Source organism: Betaproteobacteria bacterium (genome assembly GCA_009377585.1).
GTDB lineage: Bacteria > Pseudomonadota > Gammaproteobacteria > Burkholderiales > WYBJ01 > WYBJ01.
This window is the reverse complement of sequence record WHTS01000014.1, coordinates 43397-66049: the sequence shown is the minus strand read 5'-3', so window position 1 is coordinate 66049 and position 22653 is coordinate 43397. Positions and strand designations below refer to the sequence as shown.

Sequence of the window (22653 nt, the reverse complement as noted above, 5' to 3'; positions counted from 1 at the left end):
GTGCCGCGGCGGCGCTCGCTATAATCGCGCTCACGATGGAGAAAGCGGCCATGGCGAGCAGCGGCTGTGTGCTCATCGTCGACGACGATGCGGGCGTGCGCAACATGCTCACGGAGTACCTGAGCGAGAACGGGTACGAAACCCTGCAAGCCGACTGCGGTGATGCGATGCGCGAGGTGCTGGCTGCGCGGCTACCGGACGTGGCACTACTCGACGTGCGGCTGGGTCGCGAGGACGGCTTGAGCCTGGCGCGCTATCTGCGCGAGCACTACGACATCGGCATCATCATGGTGACCGCGGCCGGCGACGTGGTCGATCGCGTCGTCGGGCTCGAGGTCGGCGCCGACGACTACATCGCCAAGCCGTTCGATCCGCGCGAGCTGGTGGCGCGCCTGAAGAGCGTGATGCGCCGCCTGCACGGGGCCAAGGCACGCCCGCCGCATCTGCCCGAGGCATCGAGCGCGCCGAAGCTCGTGCCGGTCGGGGATTGCCGGCTGGACCTTTCCGCCCATCGCTTGCTGGACGCGTCCGGCCGGGATATCGCGTTGACGAGTATGGAGTTCGATCTGCTCAAGGTGTTCACCGAGCATCCCAACCAGGTGCTGAGCCGCGACCAGCTGCTGGGCTTCACGCGCAACCGCGACTGGCAGCCATTCGACCGCAGCATCGATATTCGCATCGCGCGGCTGCGGCGCAAGATCGAAGCCGACCCCGAGCATCCGCAGATCATCAAGACGGTGCGCAACGCCGGCTACATGTACACGCCCAAGAGCCGCTGACCGGCGCTGCCTCCTATTGATCGTTCCGTATTGGACGACAGTCCAATACGGACACGACGCTTCCCTCTCCCCCTGGGGTGAGGCCGGGAATTCGCGGACCATAGCGGCGCGAGCTTACCGGGCGAGGGGCCCCACTTGTGGGGATCGACCGCAAAGCGAGTCGACGCCAACCGCCGCGGCACAGATCGCCGAGCCTGCGCGGAAGCTGATTGAGGCGGTCCGTGCCGGCCGAACGGCATCGGCCTGCATGCCGATGCGCGCCCTGCAAGGGAGGGGTTGGGGGTGAGGGACGAGCGTGACATGAAATTGGGAACGCTCGATAGGCGCTTCGTAACCGCCGTGTTTCTGTTGTTTCCGCGGTGTAATCGCGGCCATTGCCGGCCGGCGGCGGCGCTAGACTGAACCCATGCGGCCTTCGGCTGCAGCCGCAGACATCGATCCATGACGAACCCATCGGACCCCTCCCCAGCGCACGCGCCCTCGTCGGCGCCGGGCGACGACAGCGCGCGCAAGCGTGCGGAGGCGGAGCTGCGGGCGAGCGAGGCGCGCTATCGGCTGCTGTTCGAGATGGAGTCGGACGCGATCGTCCTGGTCGATGTCGAATCGCTGCGCATCGTGGATGCGAACCGCGCCGCCGTGGCCATGTACGGCTATGAGCGCGAGGAGCTGCTGGCGCTCACCGCAGCCGACCTGTCGATGCAGCCGGAGGTCACCGCGACCAGCATTCGAGGCCCCGCCGGCCCGGGACGCGTGCCGCTGCGCTACCACCGCAAGAAGGACGGTGCCGTGTTCCCGGTCGAGATCGCGAACAACACTCTGGAGCTCGCCGGCCGCCCGACCATACTGGCGGCGATCCGGGACGTGACCGAGCGCCAGCGCGCCGAGGAGGCCCGCAACCAGCTCGAGGCGCAACTGCGCCAGGCGCAGAAGATGGAGGCGATCGGCCACCTGAGCGGCGGGATCGCACACGACTTCAACAACATCCTGACCAGCGTGATGGGCTACGTGGCACTGGCCGCCGAGCGACCGCCGGTGGCGGGCGATGCCAAGCTGGCGCATTATCTCGACCAGGCGCAAAGCGCGGTGCAGCGCGCTCGCGACCTCATTCGTCAGATGCTCACCTTCAGTCGCGGCCAGCGCGGCGAACCACGCCCGATGTCGATCGCCGAGCTGGTGACCGAATCGTCCAAGCTGCTGCGATCCACGTTGCCCTCCAGCATCGAGCTCTCCACCCAGCTCGACCACGGGCTGCCGCGCACGCTGATCGATCCGGTGCACTTCGAGCAGGTACTGCTGAACCTGTGCATCAACGCGCGCGACGCGATGGAAGGCACGGGCACGATCCACGTCACGCTGGGCTGGATCGACCTGTCGGGCGAGGTCTGCGCCTCGTGCCGGCAGCGCATCGACGGCATGTACCTCGCGCTCGCCGTCGCCGACAGCGGCCCGGGCATCGTCGCGGGCATCATCGATCGCATGTTCGAGCCGTTCTTCACCACCAAGGAGGTCGGCAAGGGCAGCGGCATGGGGCTTGCCACCGTGCACGGCATCGTGCACGAGTATGGCGGCCACGTCTGCGTGGACACGCGCTCGGGCGTGGGCGCGACCTTCCGGGTATTGCTGCAGCCGCTCGGCGAAGGTGCACAGGTCGCGGCCGGATCTGTCGAAGGCGCGGCTGCCGCCGATTCCGGGCCCGGACGCCTGCACGGCCGAGTGCTGGTGGTGGACGACGACGACATGGTGGCGAGCCTGCTCGAAGAGATGCTCGCCGGCTGGGGACTGGAGGCGACCGTCATCCGCAACCCGCTCGAAGCGTACGACTGGTTCGTGCGCGATCCGGCCCGGGTCGACCTGGTGCTCACCGACTACACGATGCCGCGAATGACCGGTATCGAGCTCGCGCAGCGCCTCACGCTGGCGCGCGCCGATCTGCCGGTGCTGCTCTATTCGGGTTACGGCACCGACATCGACCCGGAGCAGGCCGCCCGCAGCGGCGTGTGCGCCCTGATCGCCAAGCCGGTGGAGCCGCGGCGGCTGTTCGAGATCCTGCGCGAGCATCTACCGGACGTTTCGCGCCCGGGTTCGTCGTATTGATTTCGCTCGCTGACCACCCCGTCCGCGACCTGTGTCGCCACGCGCAACGGCTTGCCGGCCAGCCGGTCCAGCCGTGGTACCGAGAGGTGTTGGCCTCGCACGCCGAGGCGATGGTGCGGGGACCGGGCGTGTCCGACGCGGACGTCGTGGTCGCATTCCACCGTTCGAAGGTTTCGGGCTGGACGGTCAATGTGCTGACGCCGGGCGCAGTGGTCGATGCGCCCATGCGGCGAACAGCGACCGCGGTCGGGCTCGCGGTGCTCGTCGCGCTCGCGATCGCCGTGGTGCTCGCGCTCGCACGGGCGAGAACGCTGGCCCAAGGTGTTCACGAGTTGCACGACGCCCTGGAGCGGTTGCGCGGTCCCGCACCGTCCTTTCTCACCCGGGGCAGCTCGATTCGGGAGATCGACGCGGCCCTGGCCGCGGCGGGCGATACCGCTCACGTGCTCAATGTGCGCAGCGAGCGATTGCTGCGCGCCCAGCGCGCCGCACGGCTGGGGCTGTGGGACTGGGATTTCGAGACCAACAACGTGGAATCGTCCGAAGGACTCCATGCCCTGATCGGCGTGCCGGTCGGTACCGGGACGCCGAGCGAGGAGAACTGGCTCGGGTACATCGTTCCCGAGGACAGGACGCGCGCGATCCGGATTTTCGAAGAGATCGTCGCCCGTGGCGGTGACTTCCACGAGGAATTTCGCATCCGCAGAACCGACGGTGCGATCCGCTGGATTGCCTGCATCGGCCGCGTGGATCAGGGCACCGATGGTGCCGCAACGCGGATGCAGGGCGTCAACATCGACATCACCGACGCGCGGGAAGCACGCGAGGCGCTGCGGGAAAGCCGACCGCCGCAAGGACGAATTCCTCGCCACCCTCGCCCACGAGCTGCGCAATCCCCTGGCACCGATACGCAATGCCGTGCAGCTGCTCAAGCTGAGCGCCGTGGACCATCCGGTCGTGCGCACGGCGCAGGACATCATGGATCGGCAGGTCGATCACATGGTGCACCTGATCGACGATCTGCTCGATGTCAGCCGCATAACGCGCGGCAAGCTCGCGCTGCGCCGCCAGCCGGTGGAACTGACCCGGGTGGTCCAGCAGGCGGTCGAAACTTCCCGGCCCAATATCCGTCAGCAGTTCACCGTCTCGCTGCCATCGGATCCGATTCACCTGCACGGGGACGCCGTGCGCCTGTCCCAGGTCCTCGCCAATCTGCTCAACAACGCCGCCAAGTACACGGAACCCGACGGGCGCATCGCCTTGACGGCCGCCCTCGAAGGCGACGAGGTGTGCATCCGCATCTCGGATTCGGGCATCGGCATCGATCCCGAGCAGCTTCCAAACCTGTTTCAGATGTTCTCGCAGGCCCGGCCTGCGCTCGCTCGCTCCGAGGGCGGCCTGGGGATCGGGCTGTCACTGGCGCGCTCGCTGGTGGAAATGCACGGCGGAACCATAACGGCCCATAGCGCCGGCCTGGGCAAGGGCAGCGAGCTCAGTGTCCGCCTACCGGTCGTGCACGCTCCGAGCGCGACAGCGCATGCGCCCGAGCCCTCCCGGCCCGATTCCGTCGCCATGCGTCGCGTGCTGGTCGTGGACGATGTGCAAGACAGCGTCCAATCCCTTGCCGCGCTGCTTCGGCTCGACGGCAACGAAGTGGAAATGGCAGCTGACGGCATCGAGGCGCTGGAGAAGACGCGCAATTTCAGGCCGGACCTCATTATCCTCGACCTGGGCTTGCCCAGGATGAACGGGTACGACGTCTGCCGCACCATTCGCCAGCAAGACTGGGGCAAGGACATCTTCATCGTGGCCCTGACCGGGTGGGGTCAGGACAGCGATCGGGCGCGCACGCTCGCTGCCGGTTTCAATGCGCATCTGGTCAAGCCGGTCGGCTACGAGACCTTGCGCAGCGTGCTCGCCTCGCCGTCGATGACGTGACGGTTCTTGCCGAACGACAGTGCCGATTCACCGTCGTTTCGCAGCAAGGAACTCGCCGCGCGGCGATGCTATCCTTCGCCGACCAACGAGGGCTACGCCATGCAATCGAGCAGCATCCGGGTTCCCCTGCGCGATGGCGAAATGGGCGCCTACCTGGCGATCCCCGATCGCACGCCCGCCGGCGCGATCATCGCCATCATGGAGATCTGGGGCGTGAACGACACGATGCGCCATCACGCCCACGAATTCGCGCAGGCCGGCTTCGTCTGCCTCGCGCCCGATCTCTTCTGGCGCCAGGAGCCGGGCGTGGAGCTCTCCGACCACGATCCCGAGCAGGTGAAGAAGGCGTTCGATCTCTACTACGACTTCGACTACGACCTGGGCGTGCGCGACATGGCGGACACCTGGAAGTACCTGCTCGCACGCGAGGAGTGCAACGGAAGAGTGGGCGCGGTGGGTTACTGCCTGGGCGGCAAGCTCTGCTACCTGATGTGCTGCCGCACCGACATCGATTGCGTGGTCGCCTACTACGGCACCTACATCGAGCACAACATTCGCGAGGCGCCCAACCTGCACCGGCCGTTCATGCTGCACATGGCGATGAAGGACCGCTGGGTGCAGGCCGAGGTGAACGATCTGCTGGAACGGCGCTTGTCGCCGAATCCGCTGGTGACGATCCACAAGTATCCCGACGCCGATCATGCGTTCGCGCGCAAGGGCGGCAAGCCGTATCGCAAGGATGATGCCGATCGGGCGCTCGGGTTGAGCGTGGACTTCTTTCGTCGGTATCTCGGGTGAGGCGACTTGCAGGCGCCTCACGGGTGCGCGATGGTTTTAGCTTCCCCTCCTCTCACGAGGAGGGGTGGCGCGTAGCGCCGGGGTGGTGTGGGTTCAGCCGCGCTGTGGGTTCAGCCGCGCGATTAACCACCCCGTCCGCGACACTGTCGCCTCCCGCCCCTCCTTTGCAGGAGGGGAACTCGACTTATCCCCTCCTCTCTCAAGAAACCCAACCAGGTTTCTTAACCGCGCCTGCCCGCCTGCGGGGCTAATACTGCTCACGAGGAGGGGTGCCCGCGCAGCGGGCGGGGTGGTGTGGTTCTTGGTTCTTGGTTCTTGGTTCTTGGTTCTTGGTTCTTGGTTCTTGGTTCTTGGTTCTTGGTTCTTGGTTCTTGGTTCTTGGTTCTTGGTTCTTGGTTCTTGATTCCGCCTCCTCCTCGACGAGCAGGCGAATTCGTTCTGCTATCCTGCGGCTTCATTCGAATCGTTGTGCACCCGCGCGCGGCGGCTGCGTCCCGCATTCCGGGCTTGCCCATTTTGACTGGAGACCACCATGCGACCCTTCGAAGGCATCAAGATCCTCGACTGCACCCATGTCCTGGCCGGACCGTTCGCTGCGTATCAATTGGCCGTGCTCGGCGCCGATGTGGTGAAGGTCGACGATCCCAATGCGCCCGACCAGAGCCGCGAATCCGGCGCCGACATGGAGTTGAACAAGCTCGGGCTCGGCACCGGCTTTCTCACGCAAGGCTCCAACAAGCGCTGCATCGCGCTCGATCTGAAGACCGAGGGCGGCCGCGCTGCGCTGAAGAAGCTCGCCACCGAGTGGGCCGACATCCTGGTCGAGAACTATCGTCCCGGCGCCTTCAAGTCGCTCGGCCTGGGCTACGACGAGCTGTCGAAACTGAATCCCCGGCTCATCTACGCTTCGATGACGGCGTTCGGCCAGGACGGACCGCGCGGCTACATGACCGCTTACGACCAGGCGATCCAGGCGACCTCGGGCATCACGGCTTCGACCGGAACGCCGACATCCGGCCCCATCAAGGCGGGCTCGCCGGTGATCGACTATGCCACCGGCACGACGGGCGCATTCGCGTTGGCCACGGCGCTGTTCCAGCGCACGCGCACGAACAAGGGCCAGTACATCGATATGGCAATGCTCGATGTCGCCATGATCCTGCAGGCGTCGCACATGACCGACTACCTGCACAGCGGCCACCATCCGAAGCGCAACGGCAACATCCTGCGCTTCGCGCCGCAATGCGCCTACGAGACCAAGGACGGGTCGCTGTTGCAGATCGCGGCCAGCAACGCCCGCCAGCACAAGCGCTTCTTCGAGGCGCTGGGCAACCCGGAGGAGGCGAAGAAGAACAGCCTCAAGGAGCGCTACGAGCGCTTCGACGAGAAGTACAAGTTCGTGGCCGAGAAGATGAAGGAGAAGACGGCGGCGGAATGGGAGGAATTCTTCCAGAGCCGCCATGTGCCCGCCTGTCGCGTGCGCGAGCTGCGCGAGGCGGTGGAAGATCCGCAGGTCAGGCATCGCGGGCTGCTGCATCGGTTCGAAGCCATGGACGGCGTCGGCAAGCCGATGTCGGTGCCGTTGACCGCGTTCCGGTTCGCGCACGGCGGTGCGTCGATCGAGCGGGCGCCCGGGCGCATCGGCCAGCACACCGACGAGGTTCTGAAGGCGGTCGGCTACAACGATTCCGAGCTCGCGGCGCTGCACTCGGCCAAGGCGATCGTGTAGCCGGACGCGAAGGCCGTCGATGCGTCACTTCCGCTGTGACGGGAATGACCTTCCGCGGATGTGGAAGAACGATCGAGCGATGCCCCGTCCACCTGGATTCCCGCGTTCGCGGGAATGACGACTTCCAGCGCTTCCCGACTATTCCATCCTGATCGCCAGCGCTACCGAAATCGCACTCAACCGCAAGCGCGTTTGGATCGTCGTCATGGCCGCGCTGGTCGCCATGACGGCGCAATTCTTTCGCAACGCGCACGTGGTCGTGGCGCCCGACATCATGCGCGAGCTGGACGCGTCGGCCGCCTCGCTCGCCGCGCTCACCAGCGCGATGTTCCTCGCTGCGGCCTTTACCCAGATTCCCGGCGGCATCCTGCTCGATCGCTTCGGCACGCGCGCAACGATGCCGATCATGCTGGTGCTCTCGGGCATCGGCGCAGGGCTGTTCGGCGCCGCGCACAGCGTCGGCGGGCTCGTGTTCGCGCGCGCCTTCATGGGCGTCGGCGGCGCGGTGCTGGTGATGGCCGGCATCGTCGCCTGCGTACGCTGGTTCGACGCCCGCCACTTCTCCACCATCGCGGGCGGCATCATGGCGACGAGCCAGCTCGGCAATCTCGTCTCGACCGTGCCGATGGCGCTGATCGCCTCGTGGTTCGGCTGGCGCGGGGCCTATGTCGCGCTGCTCGTCGCGACCCTGCTGCTCGCCGCGCTGGTCTATGCGTTGGTGCGCGATGCGCCGCCGGGGCACGACTTCCACGCTCGGCCACGCGAGACGCTCCGGCAAAGCGCGGCGGGCGTGATGGAAGTGCTGCGTATTCCGGGAATCTGGCGGCTCATGGTGATGGCCTGGTTCGCGTGGGGCACGACCAGTTGCATCATCGGACTGTGGGCGGGACCCTACTTGAGCGACGTGCACGGCCTGGACACGCTGGGGCGCGGCAAGGCGCTTTTCTGGATGGCGATCGGCGTGATCGCCGGCGCGCTGGGATCGACCTTGCTCGATCGCTGGACGGCGCGCACCAAGCGTACGATCGTGCTCGGCGCCACCGCGAGCTCGGTCGTGTTCGCGGTGCTGGCGCTATGGCCGCGTCCCGGCCTTACGACCGCTACGCTGCTGCTCACGCTGCTGGGGTTGATCGGCGGCTACAGCGTGTTGATCGCGACCCACGGGCGGCAGTTCTATCCCGACCGATTGATCGGGCGTGGGATCAGCACGGTCAACTGCGCAGTGCTGTTCGGTGCGGCTTCGCTGCAAGTGCTCACCGGCGTGATCGTGCAGACGCTTTCGACGCCCGGCGCGCCGATCGGCGAGTCTGCCTATCGCGCGATGTTCGGCGCGCTTTCGATCGCGCTCGTCATCGCGCTCGCCTGCTACCGGCGCTGTCCGGAGAAGGCGGCTACTTCTGCTTGAGTCCCGCGGTCGCGATGACTTGCCGCCACTCAAGTACCGAATGACTGCCATAGACCCGCACCCGCCACGGCGGCCAGGTCTTGCGGCGTATCGAGATCGAAGCACAAACCCTGGTCGGTGCGCACGGTCACGGCGTAGCCGCGTGCGCGCAGGGCTGCGACGTGGCGCGCGAAACTGTCGGCGCCGAAGGCGAAGCGGAAGCGCGCGCCCGCAGGGATGAGTAGCGCATTGGTCCCGCTGCCGGCGCGATCGGGGGCGATGGCCGCGCGCGCACCCGCGCCGGCAGCGCGCGCCATGCCATTCAACGATGCGACGCGGAGCAGTGCGAGATCACCGGGCAGAATCAGCACACGGAGCGCGCCGCGTCGTGCCGCAAGCTTCACGCCGAGCGCGGCGGCGCGGTTCAACCCGCGCCGCGGCAAGGGCTCGCTCAACACGACCGCGCCGCGCGCCAGCGCGGACGCAGCCGTGCGCGCGCACGGGCTCACGACGATGCAATGCGCGAGGCTGCCTTGCCAGTGTTCAATCGCGTCCAGCGTTCGGCGCAACAACTTGCGGTTGAGCCGCATGCGCTCGATCGGGTCGAGCACGGCGGCAAGGCGCGACTTGCCGGCCGCTTCGCCCCGCACCGGCAGGATGATCCATGGAGCGTGGCGGCCACTGGGGCTTGTTCCAGGTGTACGCATTGAGCGCGGCTTCTCTCCCTTCCTTGCAGGACGCGCATCGGCATGCGGCCACCGCGGACGGCCATGGACGCAATCCATCAATCGGACGCTCGCCCTCTGGCGAGCGAGCGCGCGAACCGGATCACTTCGCCGGCCAGACGCTCGCTCTTGCGCGCGTCGCTCATGATCGTATCGGTGACGCACACGGGATGGCCCATCGCTTCGATGTCCGGCGCGCAGGCTGCATCGGCGCGATCGATGACCCAGGCGTCGACCGTGCCGCGATAGTGGCGCACGACGCCCAGCGCGCTCGCCTCAACGCGCAGCTCGCGCATCATCTTCGCGGCCGGGCCCTTGAGCGCCGCGCCGCCCACGATGGGCGACACCGCGACCACCGGCACGCGCCGGGACGCGAACCAGCGCCCGATCGTCGGCACGCGCAGGATCGGCGCGATGCTCACGTAGGGATTGGACGGCGCGATCACGACCGCCTGCAGCCGGGGCGAGGCCAACAGTGTCGCGAGCCGCTCCGGAACGCGAGCCCGTGCGGCGCCGACGAAGCGGAATCCTTGCACGCGCGGGCGGCAGCGCAGCCGAACAAAATAATCCTGGAACGCGAGCTCGCCCCGGTTGGTGCGCACGCGGGTGCGAACGGGTGTCTCGCTCATCGGCAGGATCGCATGGCGCACGCCGAGTCGGCGCGCGAGCATCTGCGTGACCTGCGCGAGCGGCACCCCGGCACGCAGCGCATGCGTTCGCAGGACGTGCAGCGCAAGATCCCGGTCGCCGAGGCGAAACCAGGTCTCCCCCCCCAGCTCGGCGAACGTGTCCAGCGCGGACCACGTCTCGTCGCGGCGGCCCCAACCGGTCGCGGGATTGTGCACGCCTGCGAGGGTATAGAGCACGGTATCGACGTCGGGACAGATCGTGAGGCCCAGGTGCTCGAAATCGTCGCCGGTGTTGACGACAACCGCGAGTCGACTCGGTGTCAGCACCCGTGCGAGCCCGACGGCGAGGCGCGCGCCGCCCACTCCGCCGGCCAGCGCGAGGATCATCGGAAGAGGTCCTGCGCCCTGGGTCGGACGAGCTCGGCGGCGCTGCTTTCGCGCAGCGCATAGGGAAAACCGCGGGCGAGCACGACCGGCAAGCCTTCGCCCGTCTGCCCCATCACGAGCGATGCGGCGGCGGCCAGCTCGTCGGCCGCCGCGATCTCGGTGACTCTGAGCTCGCGTCCGGCCCGATCGGTCCGGCCGCGCATGTCGACCAGGGCCGGCACGCCGGCCACGCCGATCGCAACGCCGGTCACGCCGTTGCGCCACGCGCGCCCGAAGCTGTCGTTGATGATGACGCCGACATCGACGCCGCATGCCGCTGCGATCACGGCACGCAACCGCGCCGCGGATGCATCCGGATTCTCCGGCAGCAGCAGCACGCTCTCGCTCTCGCCCGGGGCGAGATTGGATTGATCGATCCCGGCGTTGGCCATGACAAAGCCCAGCCGATGCTCGACGATCACGATGCCAGGCTTCACGCGCAGCACTTCGCGCGCCTCGCGCAGGACGAGCTCCATGAGACGCGGGTCCTTCTGCGCCTGCACCGCCAACGCCCGCGCGCGCTCGGAAGGCTGTACGTCTGCCAGCGGCACGCGCCTGCCCTCGACCTTGGAGACGATCTTCTGCGCGACCACGAGCACATCCGCCGCGGCGAGGCTTGCTCCGCTGCGGTCGAGCGCTTGCAGGATGATATCGGGAAGCGAAGCACCCGCTTCCACTTCGGGGATGCCGGTCAGCGCGATGAGAGTCAGCTCTCGCACGTGCACGCTGCCGTCAGCCCGAAGGCAAGCCGGTGATGCGAATGCCGGAGCCCGCGATCTTGTAGCGCTTGTTGATCGCGATCAGCACCGACGTGAGCGCCTCGGCCGCGACTGAATTGGCCAGCACGCCGGCATGCCATGCGCGCATGCCGGCATCGTGAGCGAGCCCGATCGCCGTCTCGCGCGCCTGCGCGTCGTCGCCGCAGACCAGCACATCGCAATCGATGGCGTGCGTGAGATCGCTCAAATGCGCCGCCGACACGTTCTGGAATGCGGACACGACTCGGACCTCGGCGCCGAGCCGGCGCTGCAAGGCCACCACGGCCGACTCGCCATTGGGCAGCGCGACCCGATCCACGCGCGGCGGCACCAGCGGCGCCGTCACGTCGATCAGGATCTTGCCCGCCAGCGCCGCTGCTACTTGCTCGGCCGTTTCGACTTGCGCGGCGTACGGCACCGAGAGAACGGCCAGCGTGCAGGCCTGCGCGGCAGCAAGATTCTCCGCGCCGCGCACGCGCGCGTTACCGGCCAGCATCGCGGCAATATCGTCCGCAGCCGCTTGCGCGCGTTCGGCCGAACGCGATCCGATCACAATCTCGTGGCCTTTCGCTGCCCAGCGCAGCGCGAGGCCCTTGCCTTCCTTGCCGGTACCGCCGAGGACGGCGATGGTTTGTGATGTGCTCAAAGGCGGTTCCCGATTCTGTTGTTGAAACGATCCCTCATGATACGAACGCAGGCAGCACGTCGCGGATGAACTGCTCCAGCTGCGCGACCTGATCCTCGCCGGCGAAGCGGACGCAGAGATCGGTAACGCCGGCCGCCTGGTAGCGCTTCAGCACCTCGATCACCGCGACTGCCGGCCCGAGCCCCATGAGGCCGCGGAAGTTGACGCCGCCACCGTAGTAGCGCTCGAGGAAAGCGCGCGTCTCGCGTTCGGCTTTGGCCGCATCGGGCTCGATGCGCACGGTCGTGTAGACACACAGCGGAAACTCGCGGCGCGCCCGGCCGTGCTTCTCGAACGCTTCCTGGCAGAGCTCTCGCAAGCGGCGAATATCGTCCTCGGTCACGTAGGTGGTGATGACGCCGTCGCCCAGTCGGCCCACCCGCTCAATCTGCGCCGGAATGAATTCGCCGCGGTTGCCGGCGGTGACGAGCACCGGGGGGCCCGCTTCGGTCCACGGCAGCGGGCCGATCGTGTGCTCGGTCAACTTGAAGCCGTTGCCTTCGAAGCCGACCGGCGCCCCGCTCCACAGCTTGCGCCACACCACGATGTGCTCTTCCAGGTCGCGCGCACGGCGCTTGTGCACGCGCCCGCATGCCTCCCATTCGCGCTCGATCACCGGCAAAGGCCAACCCACGCCGAGACCCAGCACCAAACGGCCGGCACTCAGCTGATCGATGTTCGCCAGCATGTGCGCAAGCACGGTCGGCTGGCGCAGCGCCGGCAGCAGCACCGCCGTGCCCAGGCGCGCGTGCTCGGTGATCGCGGCGCAGTATGCGAGCGTCGTCAGCGGCTCCAGCCGCGGCTTGGCCACGATGCTGTCGCCGACCCATAGATCCATGCCGGCCTGATCGCACAGGCGCGCGCTCGCCCAGCACTGATCCAACGGCGGGCGGCGCGCCGAGGACAGCACCACGGCGCGGTGCGGCAGAAGCATTCCGAGTCGCATCGATCGATTCCGGTGAGTGGCCGCGCGGCCTGCGCGCGGACGAATGCAAGCGGGCCGAAGGTGCGGCCAAAGCCCCGCACGCCGGCCGCCGACATTCCGGCGGGCCAATCTAAACCATTCGCCGCGCGTACTCAAGCTCGCAACAGCGCTTCGGGTCGAGCGCTGCACAAGCGCGTGTAGGCAGCGCGCGCATGGGGTCTTACGCAGGCCTGACCCCGATGGGACATGCGCGTTCAATCCCATCCAGTTGAGGTAGGATTGCGGCAATCGTCACTATGCTGCGAGTCGGACCACAAGATGAACGCGCCCCAAACTGCAAGCGTCGCAAGCCGCAACATGAAGCACCTCGCTCAGATGGCGCTTCCGGGTGCGGGACAGGTGTGCATCCAGGGCAACCATGCCTACATCGGGCATCTGACCAACAAGGACCGCCTCGGCACCTCCATCCTGGACATTTCCGATCCGCGCAAGCCGCGCATCGTGTCGCAGATCCACCTCGACGACCCGAGCTCGCACAGCCACAAGGCCCGGGTGGTCGGCGGCCTCATGATCGTCAACAGCGAAATGAACGCGTCCGCGCTCGGGCGAAAGTCCGAGGTCCTGGCGAGCGCGCGCACGGCGCTGGAGCAGCAGCTCGGCCGCAAGCCGACGGTCAGGGAAATCGCAGACAAGCTGAGCGTGAGCGAATCGGATATCGCCGTGCTCGAGGCTTCCGAGCGCAATCCTTACGATCAAGGCGGGTTCAAGCTCTACGACGTGAGCGACAAGACGAAGCCCAAGCTGATCTCGTTCGTCAAGACCGGAGGCCGGGGTGTGCATCGCTACGACATGGATGCGAACTACGCCTATATCTCGACCGAGATGCCGGGGTACCTCGGAGCGATCCTGGTGATCTACGACATCCGCGATCCGTCGAAGGTGGAGGAAGTCTCGCGCTGGTGGATGCCCGGCCAGCACACCGCGGCAGGCGAAACGCCGGCGTGGCCCGGCCGGCGCAACCGGCTGCATCATGCCCTGCGCTCGGGCGATCGGCTATGGGCGGGCTGCTGGATGGCGGGCATGCGCATCATCGACGTTGCCGACATCCGCAACCCGAGGACCGTCGGCGCCTACAACTATCACCCCCCGTTCGTCGAACCGACGCATACCTTCATGGAAATGCCGGTGCCGATCGGCGGACGCCGCGTTGCCGTCGCGATCGACGAGGAAGATCACGCCCACGGCGCCGAGGAGATGGAGCGCCGGCGCGGCCGGCCGCATGCGGCGCTGTGGGTCTTCGACGTGACCGACTTTGCGGACATCAAGCCGGTGTCGATGTTCGAGGTGAGCGAGCTCGATTCGCCCTGGGCGCGCGCGACACCGGGCCGATTCGGCGGCCATCAGTTCCTGGAGCGCATGCGCAAGGAGACGCTCGTCTACTGCACCTGGTTCGCCGGCGGCCTGCGCATCGTGGACGTGGCCCAGCCGGACGCGCCGCACGAGGTCGCCCATTTCATCCCCGAGCCCGCGCGCGGTCGTGCCGGACCGCTGACCAACGACGTCGACATGGACGAGCGCGGCATCATCTACCTGGTCGACCGCGGCCCGCGCTTCGACGTGGTCGAGCTCGATCGAGGCTGATGCGATGCCGGGTAGTCAGGCAGTAAGGATGTTGACGTCCATCGCGGCAGCGTGCGCCGCGCTGCTGGTGAGCACGTCCTGCTTCGCTGCGGCCAGCGAGTGGCGTCCGACGCGCAACATCGAAGTCATCATCGGCACGCCGGCGGGCGGCCCGCTCGACATGACCGGCCGGCTCATCCAGAAGTACCTGGAGCGCACCAATGCCGGCAATGCGGTGATCGCGATCAACAAGCCCGGCGGCGGGCACGTGATCGCGATGCAATATCTCAATCAGCACGCCGGCGACGCGCACTACGTTTCCATGGCGCTGCCGAACCTGCTGACCAACCGCATCACCGGGTCGCATCCGTTGACCTACACGGATGTAACACCGCTCGCGCTGCTCACCAGCGAATACATCGGCATGTGGGTTCGGCCCGATTCGCCGATCAAGACCGGCACGGATTTGATTGCGCACCTGCGGGCGAAACCGGAATCGCTGACTTTCGCCATCACCAATCCGGGCAGCGGCAATCACATCGCGGCCGGGATGGTGTTGAAGGCGGGCGGCGTGGATCTGAAGAAAGTGGTGTTCGTGCCGTTCAAGGGCTCGGCGCAGACGACCGTCGCGGTCATGGGCGGCCACGTCGATGTGCTGATGGCGACACCCGGATCGGCCTTGAAGCACGCGACCAGCGGCAAGCTGCGCGCGCTCGCGGTAACCGCGCCGAAACGGCTGGGGGGCGAGGCGGCGAGCATTCCCACCTGGAAAGAGCTCGGCATCGATGCGGTAACCGCGAACTGGCGTTCCCTGGTCGGGCCGAAGGGCCTTACGCCCGCGCAGATCGCGTACTGGGACCAGACGCTCGCTGCGATGGTCAAGTCGCCCGAGTGGCAGCAGGCGCTCGAGCGCTATCAGTGGGAAGACGAGTATCTAAACAGCGCGGGCGCGCTCAGATTCATGCAGGAAGAGTACAAGAAGCTCGAGTCGCTGCTGGGCGAGCTCGGCGAAGTGAAGCCGCGCTGAGTCGCACGCGGCCGCGGACTTCGAGCGCGTGGAAGACATGGCGCGTGCGGCGCGCGCATCGTTTCCCTCCCCCGAATGCCGCGCGGTATAGTAGCGCTGCCAACCAACGGAGGGGGAAGCAAAATGAATACGCACAGCGCAACCAATCCGCGCACGGTCGATCCCGCGATCGTTTTTACGGGCTGCGAGCTCATTGCCGCGCAGGAGCCGCGAATGGCTGCAGCGGCACAATCGGGCTCAGGCTCCGCGCAATCCGCGGTCAAGCGCCGCGAAGTCGTCGTCAAGGGCCGGCGCGTGAAGACGATCGACGTGCACGCGCACTGTCTCATCCCCGCAGCGTGCAAGCTCATCGGCGAAGATGCCTACAGGCACCATACCGATGGCATCGTGCTCGAGGACGCGGCGAGCCGTCTTCGCGCCATGGACGCGCAGGGCATCGACATGGAAGCGCTCAGCATCAATCCGAACTGGTACCAGGCCGATCGCGATACCGCCGCGGACGTGGTGCGCCTCAACAACGAAGGGCTGGTCGAGATCTGCGCGCGCAATCCCGACCGCTTCGTCGCGTTCGCATCGGTTGCGCTGCAGTTCCCCGAGCTGGCCGTGCAACAGCTCGAGCACGCGGTGAAGAAGCTCGGTTTGCGTGGCGCCGCGGTCGGCGGGAGCGTCGGTGACGACGAGTTCGCCGATCCGAAGTTCCATCCGTTCTGGCGCAAGTGCGAGGAGCTCGACATCCTCGTCTTCGTGCACCCGCAGGGCACGCCCGACCTCGCCCGGCGCCTGAAAGGCAATGGCGTGCTCGATAACGTGATCGGCAATCCGCTCGACACGACGATCGCGCTCTCGCACCTGATCTTCGAGGGGACGCTCGACATGTTCCCGGGGCTGAAGATTTGCGCCGCGCACGGCGGCGGCTACCTCGCCTCCTACATGGACCGCTCCGACCACGGCTGCCTCACGTTCCCGCAGCGCTGCAACCGCACGTTGAAGAAACGGCCGACGGAGTACCTGAAGCAGCTCTACTACGATGCGCTCATCTTCACGCCCGAAGCGCTGCGGCACCTGGCCGCGAACGTGGGCTCGAGCCAGATCATGCTCGGCACCGACCACCCCTATCCGTGGGAGGACAAGGCGGTCGATCACGTCCTCAACACGCCGAGCCTGAGTGATGACGAGCGCATCGCGATTCTGGGCACCACGGCAGCGAAACTGTTGCGGGTCCAATAGCACGGTCATGCGAGAGCGCGTGTACGGCATGCGCCTAGGGCGACGATTCCTTCGAGGGAGGCGGTGATGAGACTCGCACTATTCGAAAATGGCCGGGGCGGGAATATCGTGCCCGGCGTGATCACCGATCGCGGGATCGTCGATGTATCGGATCTCGCGCCGCGCGGGCATTCGCCGCAGGCCACGATGACGGCGATCATCGATGGGTTCGACAGCCTGCGCGCCAAGCTCGAACAACGCGCGCGCGACGGCGATGCGAGGCCGCTGGCCGAAGTGCGGCTGCGCCCGCCGTTGCCCCGGCCCGGGAAGATTCTCGCGTGCATCGCGAACTACTGGGAGCATGGGGCGCTCGAGGCGCGGCCGCTCAACATGTTTCTGAAGAATCCGGATGCCGTGGTCGGCCCGGGCGATACGATCGTGCTGCCGGAATTCACCGAGCCCTGGATTTTCATGCACGAAGCCGAGCTCGCGCTGGTGCTGAAGGGGCCGGCCAAGCAGGTGAAGCAGTCGAACTGGCGCGACGCCGTGTTCGGCTATACCGGAATGATCGACGTTTCGGCGCGCGGCGAGGGCCGGCGCACGTGGAAGACCGGGAGCTGGATCGGCAAGTCGTTCGATACCTTCGCGCCGCTCGGCCCCTGTATCGCAACGCTGGACGAGATTCCCGACCCGAACGATGTCCTGGTGCGCTTCTGGGTGGACGGTCAGCTGCGGCACAACTACAACACCGACGACATGGAGCATCTCGTCCCCGAGCTGGTGGAATTTGCCTCGGCCATCATGACGCTCAACTCCGGCGACGTGATCGCGTGCGGCACCAATCACGAAGGTCTTGGCCCGCTGCAGGATGGCGAGGTGGTCGATTTCGAGATCCAGCACATCGGTCGCATGCAACTCGCGGTGCGCGATCCGTTGCAGCGCAGCTGGGAGAAGGGAATCTACATGGGCGCGGATTCGACGCATCCCGACGCCGTCACACGCAATCGGCCGCAAGGAAGCCGATAGCGAAGTTGCGCAAAGGAACGGAGCGAGAGGGAAGCGTCGTGGAAAGCGGCTGTCAGCCACTTTCCGGATCTTCAATAGGCGAGGTATAACGCGACATGTCGGCGAACGTCAGCCAGCCCATGCAGCGTAGGCAACTCGGCATCGCGGTGATCGGCTGCGGCCGAATCGGCTCGCTGCGCGCCAAGCTCGCCGCCGAGCATCCGGCGGTGACATTCGTGGCCCTCGCTGACCGCGATCCCGCACGCGCGCGCCAGCTGGCTTCCAATGTCGGGGCACAGTTCTGGACTGCCGACAACCTGGAGGCGATGTCGCGGCCGGAGGTGAGCGCGATTGTCGTCTCGACCATCGAGCGCGAACATTACGAGCCGCTCATGCAGGCGCTACGACTGGGTAAGCCCGTGCTGGTGGAAAAGCCGCTGGCATTCGATCTGGCCAGCGCGGACGAGCTGATCGCTGCGGCACAGGCCGGCGGTTGCGATCTGCGCGTCGGCTACAGCCGGCGCTTCAAGAAGCGCTACCTGCTCGCCAAGGAGCAGATCGTCCAGGGCCGGCTCGGGCGCATCACAGGCGGCGCGGCGCGCGTGTACAACTCGCGCTCTCAGGCGATGCAGACGCTGTCGCGCCTGCCCGCCGACAGCTCCTCGCTGTCCGGGCTCGTGTACTACATCGACACCTTGAACTGGATGCTGGAGGGCAACCCGCCGGTCGAAGTGTATGCGCGCGGGCAGGCCAACCTGATCAAGGCATCGGGCTACGACAAGCCCGACCTCGTTTGGGCCATCGTGACGCTCGCCGACGGCGCCATCCTCAATCTCGGCGAGTGCTATGCCCTGCCGCATCACTATCCGGCGCTCGGCCACGCCGCCCGCGTCGAGCTGATCGGCTCCGACGGGGTCATGATCCTCGACGACGACCACACCGACCAGATCCTGTGCAGCGATCATGGCGCGCCGCACGTCTACATCCCGGAGCACAAGGTGAACACGGTGTTCCTCGGCAGCGGCACGCCGGGCGATTGGGCGCTGGGAGAGTTCATCGGGCCGGTCGCCTCGGAGACGCGCAACTGGCTCGATCACCTGGCGACCGGGCATCAGTGCTTGCTCGCAACCGCGCAGGATGCGCGCCGCACGATCGAGGTTACGGCTGCGATCGATCGGTCGCTCAAATCCGGCGCGGCCGTGAGCCTGCCGCTCGCAAGCTGATCGCGCGTGCGTACCGGAATGGCGGCTGGTTCTGTATCCCTGTCTTCGCGGCAACGACCCGCTCAAATGCTTTCCTGAAACGTCATCGCAGATCGCGGCGAAGGCAACGAGCCCGCATACGCGCTTAAAGCTTGGAAACCCGCGTCTCCTTGCTGGTGATGAACTCCAGCAGCGCCGGCCGGCCTTCTTGCGTCGCCTGGATGCCGCGCTGGATCGCCGCCTTGATCTCGGCCGGTTGCGTGACCCGCTCGCCATAGCCGCCGAAGGCCTTGGCCATGTCAGCATAGTTGCCGGAGATGTCGGTGGAACGATACTTTTCCGTCGATACCGGCATCACCTTGAGCTCGATCGCCATCGAGAAGTTGTTGAGCAGGATGGAAAGGATCGGGATGCGTTCGCGCACTGCCGTTTCGAAATCCATGCCGGTGAAGCCGATCGCAGCGTCGCCCCAAAGGTTGATGCAGAGCTTGTCCGGCTTGGCGAGCTTTGCGCCCATCGCGAGACCCAGACCGTAACCGAGCTGCGTGGTCTTGCCCCAGCCGATGTAGGACAGCGGTGTGGTCGAGACCCAGAACGGTGAGATCTGATCGCGCGGGCTGCCCGCATCGTGCGTGATGATGCAGTTGTCGCGATCGACCGTGTGCATCAGATCCCAGATCACGCGATAGGGATTGAGCGGCGAGTCGTTGGAGGTCAGTAGTGGCATCCACTGCGACAGGAACTGCTCGCGCAGCTGCGCGATCTCGGCTATTCCGGAGGCGGCATCGCGTGGGGACTTGATCGTCTGCCCGAGCTCGCCGATCAACGCCTCCAGCACCAGTTGCGCATCCCCCAGCAAGGCTACTTCAGCACGCACGTCCTTGTTCAGGTGATCCGGCTCCAGCGTGGCATGAACGATCTTCTTGCCGTCCGGGAACTTGATACCGAAGTTGGTCTCGGTAAACGAGCAGCCGATGCCGATGATGAGATCCGCGTTCTGCACGAACTGGTGCACCGCGAGCGGCACCGCGTTGCCGCCGGAGCCGAGCGAAAGCGGATGGTTCTCCGGAAAGCTCGACTTGCCGCCGAGGCTGGTGGTGACCGGCGCACCCAGGAGCTCTGCGAACTGCTTCAATTGCGGCCAGGCTTGCGCCCAGTGCACGCCGGTGCCGGCATAGATGAGCGGGCGCTTGGCCGCCAGGATCGCGGCGGCGGCCCTGCGCACATCCGCCGGGTCCGGCGCGGTGCGCGCCTTGACCACCGGGGTGTAGGCGAAGTCGCCGATCTCCTCGTTCCAGATGTCGGTAGGCACTTCGACCAGGCACGGACCGCCGCGGCCGTTGCGCAGCCTGGAGAATGCGCGCCGCAGCGCGTTCGGCGCCTCCTTCGGCAGCATGAGATGCTCGGATGACTTGGTCACGCCGCGCATCTGCAGGGCGGAGCTGAAGTTCGGGTCGATGCTCGAAATGCGCCGTGCATAGCCTTGCGGCACCACGAGCACCGGAATGCTCTCGCCGTAGCACTGCGCCACGCCGCCATACGCGTTCTCCGCTCCCGGCCCGTGCTGCATGCAGAAGGCGCCGAGCATATTGCCGGACGTGACGCGCGAGATTGCGTCCGCCATATGCAGGCCGATGCGCTCCTGGCGCACGATCACCGGGCGGATGTTCTCGGCCGCGGCGAACTCGATCAGGTGATTGACCGGGTAGCCGCAAAGAATCTGCATACCCTCCGCCTTCATGATGCGTGCAATCGCCTGGCCGACTTTCATGGCACCCCCGATGGCTTGAAGTTACACGTGTCCTGACTGGAAAGCCGGTTACGCAGCCGGCTCCTGGTGCATTTTTCCGGGCTATGCTAGCACGGGAGTTTTTCCAGTTCTTCGCCAGCTGCTCGGCCACGTCTTCGCAGGCAGTGCGAATCGCCGTTGAACCGGCACGCTCTACATCAGGATCGGACCAAAACAGCTCGAACTGTGCAAGACGCGCAGTGACGCGCTAGACTGGCGGCGCGTGTCTCGAAGCATGACATTGGATGGCTGCCGTAGATGGCGCCGCTGGATGCAACGATACAGGGAGGTCAGCAAGATGAGCTACGTATGGATGGTCGTTATCGGTTTTGTCGCGGGATTGATCGCTCGCGCCTTGCACCCCGGCGACGACAAGCTGGGTTTGATCCTGACGGCCGTTCTGGGTATCGCGGGCTCGCTGCTGGCCAATTTCGTCGGCCAGGCGCTCGGCTGGTACGGCGCCGGGGAAACCGCAGGGTTCATCGCCTCGGTCATCGGCGCCATCGTATTGCTGGCGATATACAGCATGGTGAAGAAGCGCAGCGGCACGTCCGGCGGCTGATGGCAGGTCTGATCGACCCCTGGCGAACTTGATTGGGTAAGAAGATGGCAAAAGACAAGTATTGCCGTATCGAAGACGTCGAAGGCGACCGCGCCGAGCTCGCTGACATCCGGCAGCATATTCACGCGCATCCCGAGCTCTCGCACAAGGAAGTGGAGACCGCGCGGCTGGTCGCGCAGAAGCTCAGGAGCTGGGGCTACGAGGTGGCCGAAGGCGTCGGCGGCACCGGCGTCGTCGGGCGCCTTCAGCTCGGCAGCGGCAAGCAGCGCCTCGGCATTCGTGCCGACATGGATGCGCTGCCGATTCTGGAAGAGACGGGCCTGGCCTACGCCAGCCGCAACGAAGGCGTCATGCACGCCTGCGGCCACGACGGTCACACGACGGTTCTGCTCGGTGCGGCAAAGCAGATCGCCGCTCGCAAGAATTTCTCCGGTACGCTCAACCTGATCTTCCAGCCGGCCGAGGAAGCGGGCATCGACTGCGGGGCGAAGCGGATGCTGAACGATGGTTTGTTCGAACGCTTCCCGTGCGATGCGATCTTCGGGCTGCACAATCAACCGGGAAAGCCCGAGAAGACTTTCCACTTCCGGCCAGGACCAATGATGTCGGCGTCGGATCGCGTCACGATCACGGTCAAGGGCAAAGGCGGCCACGCCGCGCGCCCGCACCATACGATCGATCCGATCGTCGTCGCTTCGAGCCTGGTGATGGCGCTGCAGACGATCGTCGCGCGCAACGTCGATCCGACCCAGGTCGCGATCGTCACGGTGGGTACGATCCACGGCGGCAAGGCGATGAACGTCATCGCGAACGAGGCGACGCTCGGGCTTTCCGTGCGCTCGTTCGATATCGACGTGCGAGAGCTGCTGAAGCGCCGCATCACCGAGCTGGCCCAAGCGCACGCGGCGAGCTACGGTGCGACTGCGGAAGTCGATTACGGCTGGGGCCATCCCGTGCTCGTGAACGATGCGGCACAGACCGCGTTCGCGCGCGAAGTAGCCGCAGAGCTCGTTGGCAGCGAGAACACGGGCGAGGTCGAGCTGGTGACCGGCAGCGAAGACTTCGCCTACATGCTGGAGCGGGTGCCGGGCTGCTTCGTGCGCCTGGGCAACGGCGCCTCGGCCATGGTGCACACCTCGCGCTTCGACTTCAACGACGAGAATCTGACGGTGGGTGCGGCCTACTGGACGCGCCTCACCGAGCGCTTTCTGGCCCGCTGAGCCGCGGGCCGGCGCTCCGCCATCGCGTCATTCTCGCGTAAGCGGGCGGAAAAGGCGCCAGGCTCGATTTGGCGATTTAGGCCACAGGCGCGAGATGGGTCGCACGATAAATCGAGCCTGGCCCCGAGCCTGACCCCTTTTCCTGCGCTCGC

The 22653-nt window shown here is 66.4% G+C and carries 19 protein-coding genes and 1 pseudogene; 14 read left to right on the top strand and 6 right to left on the bottom strand.

Annotated elements, in window-relative coordinates:
- Nucleotides 1-50: 50 nt before the first annotated feature.
- From GEV05_07400 to GEV05_07370, 7 genes and pseudogenes are all read left to right on the top strand, one after another.
- Nucleotides 51-779, top strand: coding sequence for a response regulator (locus GEV05_07400; GenBank protein MPZ43209.1), 729 nt, complete (start codon nt 51-53; stop codon nt 777-779).
- Nucleotides 780-1220: 441 nt separating this feature from the next.
- Complete coding sequence (locus tag GEV05_07395; GenBank protein MPZ43208.1) at nt 1221-2873, top strand: response regulator; 1653 nt, start codon at nt 1221-1223, stop codon at nt 2871-2873.
- Between the two features lie 110 nt (nt 2874-2983).
- Nucleotides 2984-3667, top strand: a pseudogene (locus tag GEV05_07390) (PAS domain-containing protein).
- Entirely contained in the window at nt 3636-4811 is a 1176-nt protein-coding gene (locus GEV05_07385; protein ID MPZ43207.1) for a response regulator, read from the top strand. Before GEV05_07390 ends, GEV05_07385 begins: the two are co-directional and overlap by 32 nt.
- A 99-nt stretch (nt 4812-4910) precedes the next feature.
- Nucleotides 4911-5609, top strand: coding sequence for a dienelactone hydrolase family protein (locus tag GEV05_07380; protein ID MPZ43206.1), 699 nt, complete (start codon nt 4911-4913; stop codon nt 5607-5609).
- A gap of 532 nt (nt 5610-6141) precedes the next feature.
- The gene (locus tag GEV05_07375; GenBank protein ID MPZ43205.1) at nt 6142-7338 is read left to right on the top strand and encodes a CoA transferase; all 1197 of its coding nucleotides are present in this window, start codon (nt 6142-6144) and stop codon (nt 7336-7338) included.
- Nucleotides 7339-7543: 205 nt separating this feature from the next.
- The gene (locus GEV05_07370; GenBank protein MPZ43204.1) at nt 7544-8743 is read left to right on the top strand and encodes an MFS transporter; all 1200 of its coding nucleotides are present in this window, start codon (nt 7544-7546) and stop codon (nt 8741-8743) included.
- Nucleotides 8744-8772: 29 nt separating this feature from the next.
- Here GEV05_07370 and cofC read toward each other — a convergent pair whose 3' ends face one another.
- From cofC to GEV05_07345, 5 genes are read right to left on the bottom strand one after another with little or no spacing between them, the layout of a single operon-like run.
- The gene (gene cofC, locus GEV05_07365) at nt 8773-9507 is read right to left on the bottom strand and encodes a 2-phospho-L-lactate guanylyltransferase (GenBank protein ID MPZ43203.1); all 735 of its coding nucleotides are present in this window, start codon (nt 9505-9507) and stop codon (nt 8773-8775) included.
- Entirely contained in the window at nt 9507-10463 is a 957-nt protein-coding gene (locus GEV05_07360) for a 2-phospho-L-lactate transferase (GenBank protein MPZ43202.1), read from the bottom strand. Before GEV05_07360 ends, cofC begins: the two co-directional genes overlap by 1 nt.
- Complete coding sequence (gene cofE, locus GEV05_07355) at nt 10460-11227, bottom strand: coenzyme F420-0:L-glutamate ligase (GenBank protein MPZ43201.1); 768 nt, start codon at nt 11225-11227, stop codon at nt 10460-10462. Before cofE ends, GEV05_07360 begins: the two co-directional genes overlap by 4 nt.
- A gap of 7 nt (nt 11228-11234) precedes the next feature.
- Nucleotides 11235-11906, bottom strand: a complete 672-nt coding sequence (gene npdG / locus GEV05_07350) for an NADPH-dependent F420 reductase (protein MPZ43200.1) — start codon at nt 11904-11906, stop codon at nt 11235-11237.
- A 34-nt stretch (nt 11907-11940) separates the two neighbouring features.
- The gene (locus tag GEV05_07345) at nt 11941-13158 is read right to left on the bottom strand and encodes an LLM class flavin-dependent oxidoreductase (protein MPZ43199.1); all 1218 of its coding nucleotides are present in this window, start codon (nt 13156-13158) and stop codon (nt 11941-11943) included.
- Nucleotides 13159-13188: 30 nt separating this feature from the next.
- Here GEV05_07345 and GEV05_07340 point away from each other — a divergent pair, with 30 nt between their 5' ends.
- The 5 genes from GEV05_07340 (at nt 13189) to GEV05_07320 (ending at nt 18951) form a co-directional block, all read left to right on the top strand.
- Complete coding sequence (locus GEV05_07340) at nt 13189-14511, top strand: RNA polymerase subunit sigma-70 (protein ID MPZ43198.1); 1323 nt, start codon at nt 13189-13191, stop codon at nt 14509-14511.
- Between the two features lie 4 nt (nt 14512-14515).
- Nucleotides 14516-15517, top strand: a complete 1002-nt coding sequence (locus tag GEV05_07335) for a tripartite tricarboxylate transporter substrate binding protein (protein MPZ43197.1) — start codon at nt 14516-14518, stop codon at nt 15515-15517.
- A gap of 213 nt (nt 15518-15730) precedes the next feature.
- A complete protein-coding gene (locus GEV05_07330; protein ID MPZ43196.1) occupies nt 15731-16744 on the top strand; it encodes an amidohydrolase family protein in 1014 nt (337 codons plus the stop codon).
- A gap of 66 nt (nt 16745-16810) precedes the next feature.
- Complete coding sequence (locus GEV05_07325; GenBank protein ID MPZ43195.1) at nt 16811-17749, top strand: fumarylacetoacetate hydrolase; 939 nt, start codon at nt 16811-16813, stop codon at nt 17747-17749.
- 95 nt (nt 17750-17844) lie between these two features.
- Nucleotides 17845-18951, top strand: coding sequence for a hypothetical protein (locus tag GEV05_07320; protein MPZ43194.1), 1107 nt, complete (start codon nt 17845-17847; stop codon nt 18949-18951).
- Between the two features lie 124 nt (nt 18952-19075).
- Here GEV05_07320 and GEV05_07315 read toward each other — a convergent pair whose 3' ends face one another.
- Nucleotides 19076-20701 carry a thiamine pyrophosphate-requiring protein gene (locus GEV05_07315; GenBank protein ID MPZ43193.1) on the bottom strand — a complete coding sequence of 542 codons (1626 nt, stop codon included), beginning with the start codon at nt 20699-20701 and terminating at the stop codon, nt 19076-19078.
- A gap of 316 nt (nt 20702-21017) precedes the next feature.
- On the opposite strand from GEV05_07315, the gene GEV05_07310 reads away from it, so the two are divergent.
- Nucleotides 21018-21281, top strand: coding sequence for a GlsB/YeaQ/YmgE family stress response membrane protein (locus GEV05_07310; GenBank protein ID MPZ43192.1), 264 nt, complete (start codon nt 21018-21020; stop codon nt 21279-21281).
- Between the two features lie 44 nt (nt 21282-21325).
- The gene (locus GEV05_07305; protein MPZ43191.1) at nt 21326-22501 is read left to right on the top strand and encodes an amidohydrolase; all 1176 of its coding nucleotides are present in this window, start codon (nt 21326-21328) and stop codon (nt 22499-22501) included.
- Nucleotides 22502-22653 lie beyond the last annotated feature (152 nt).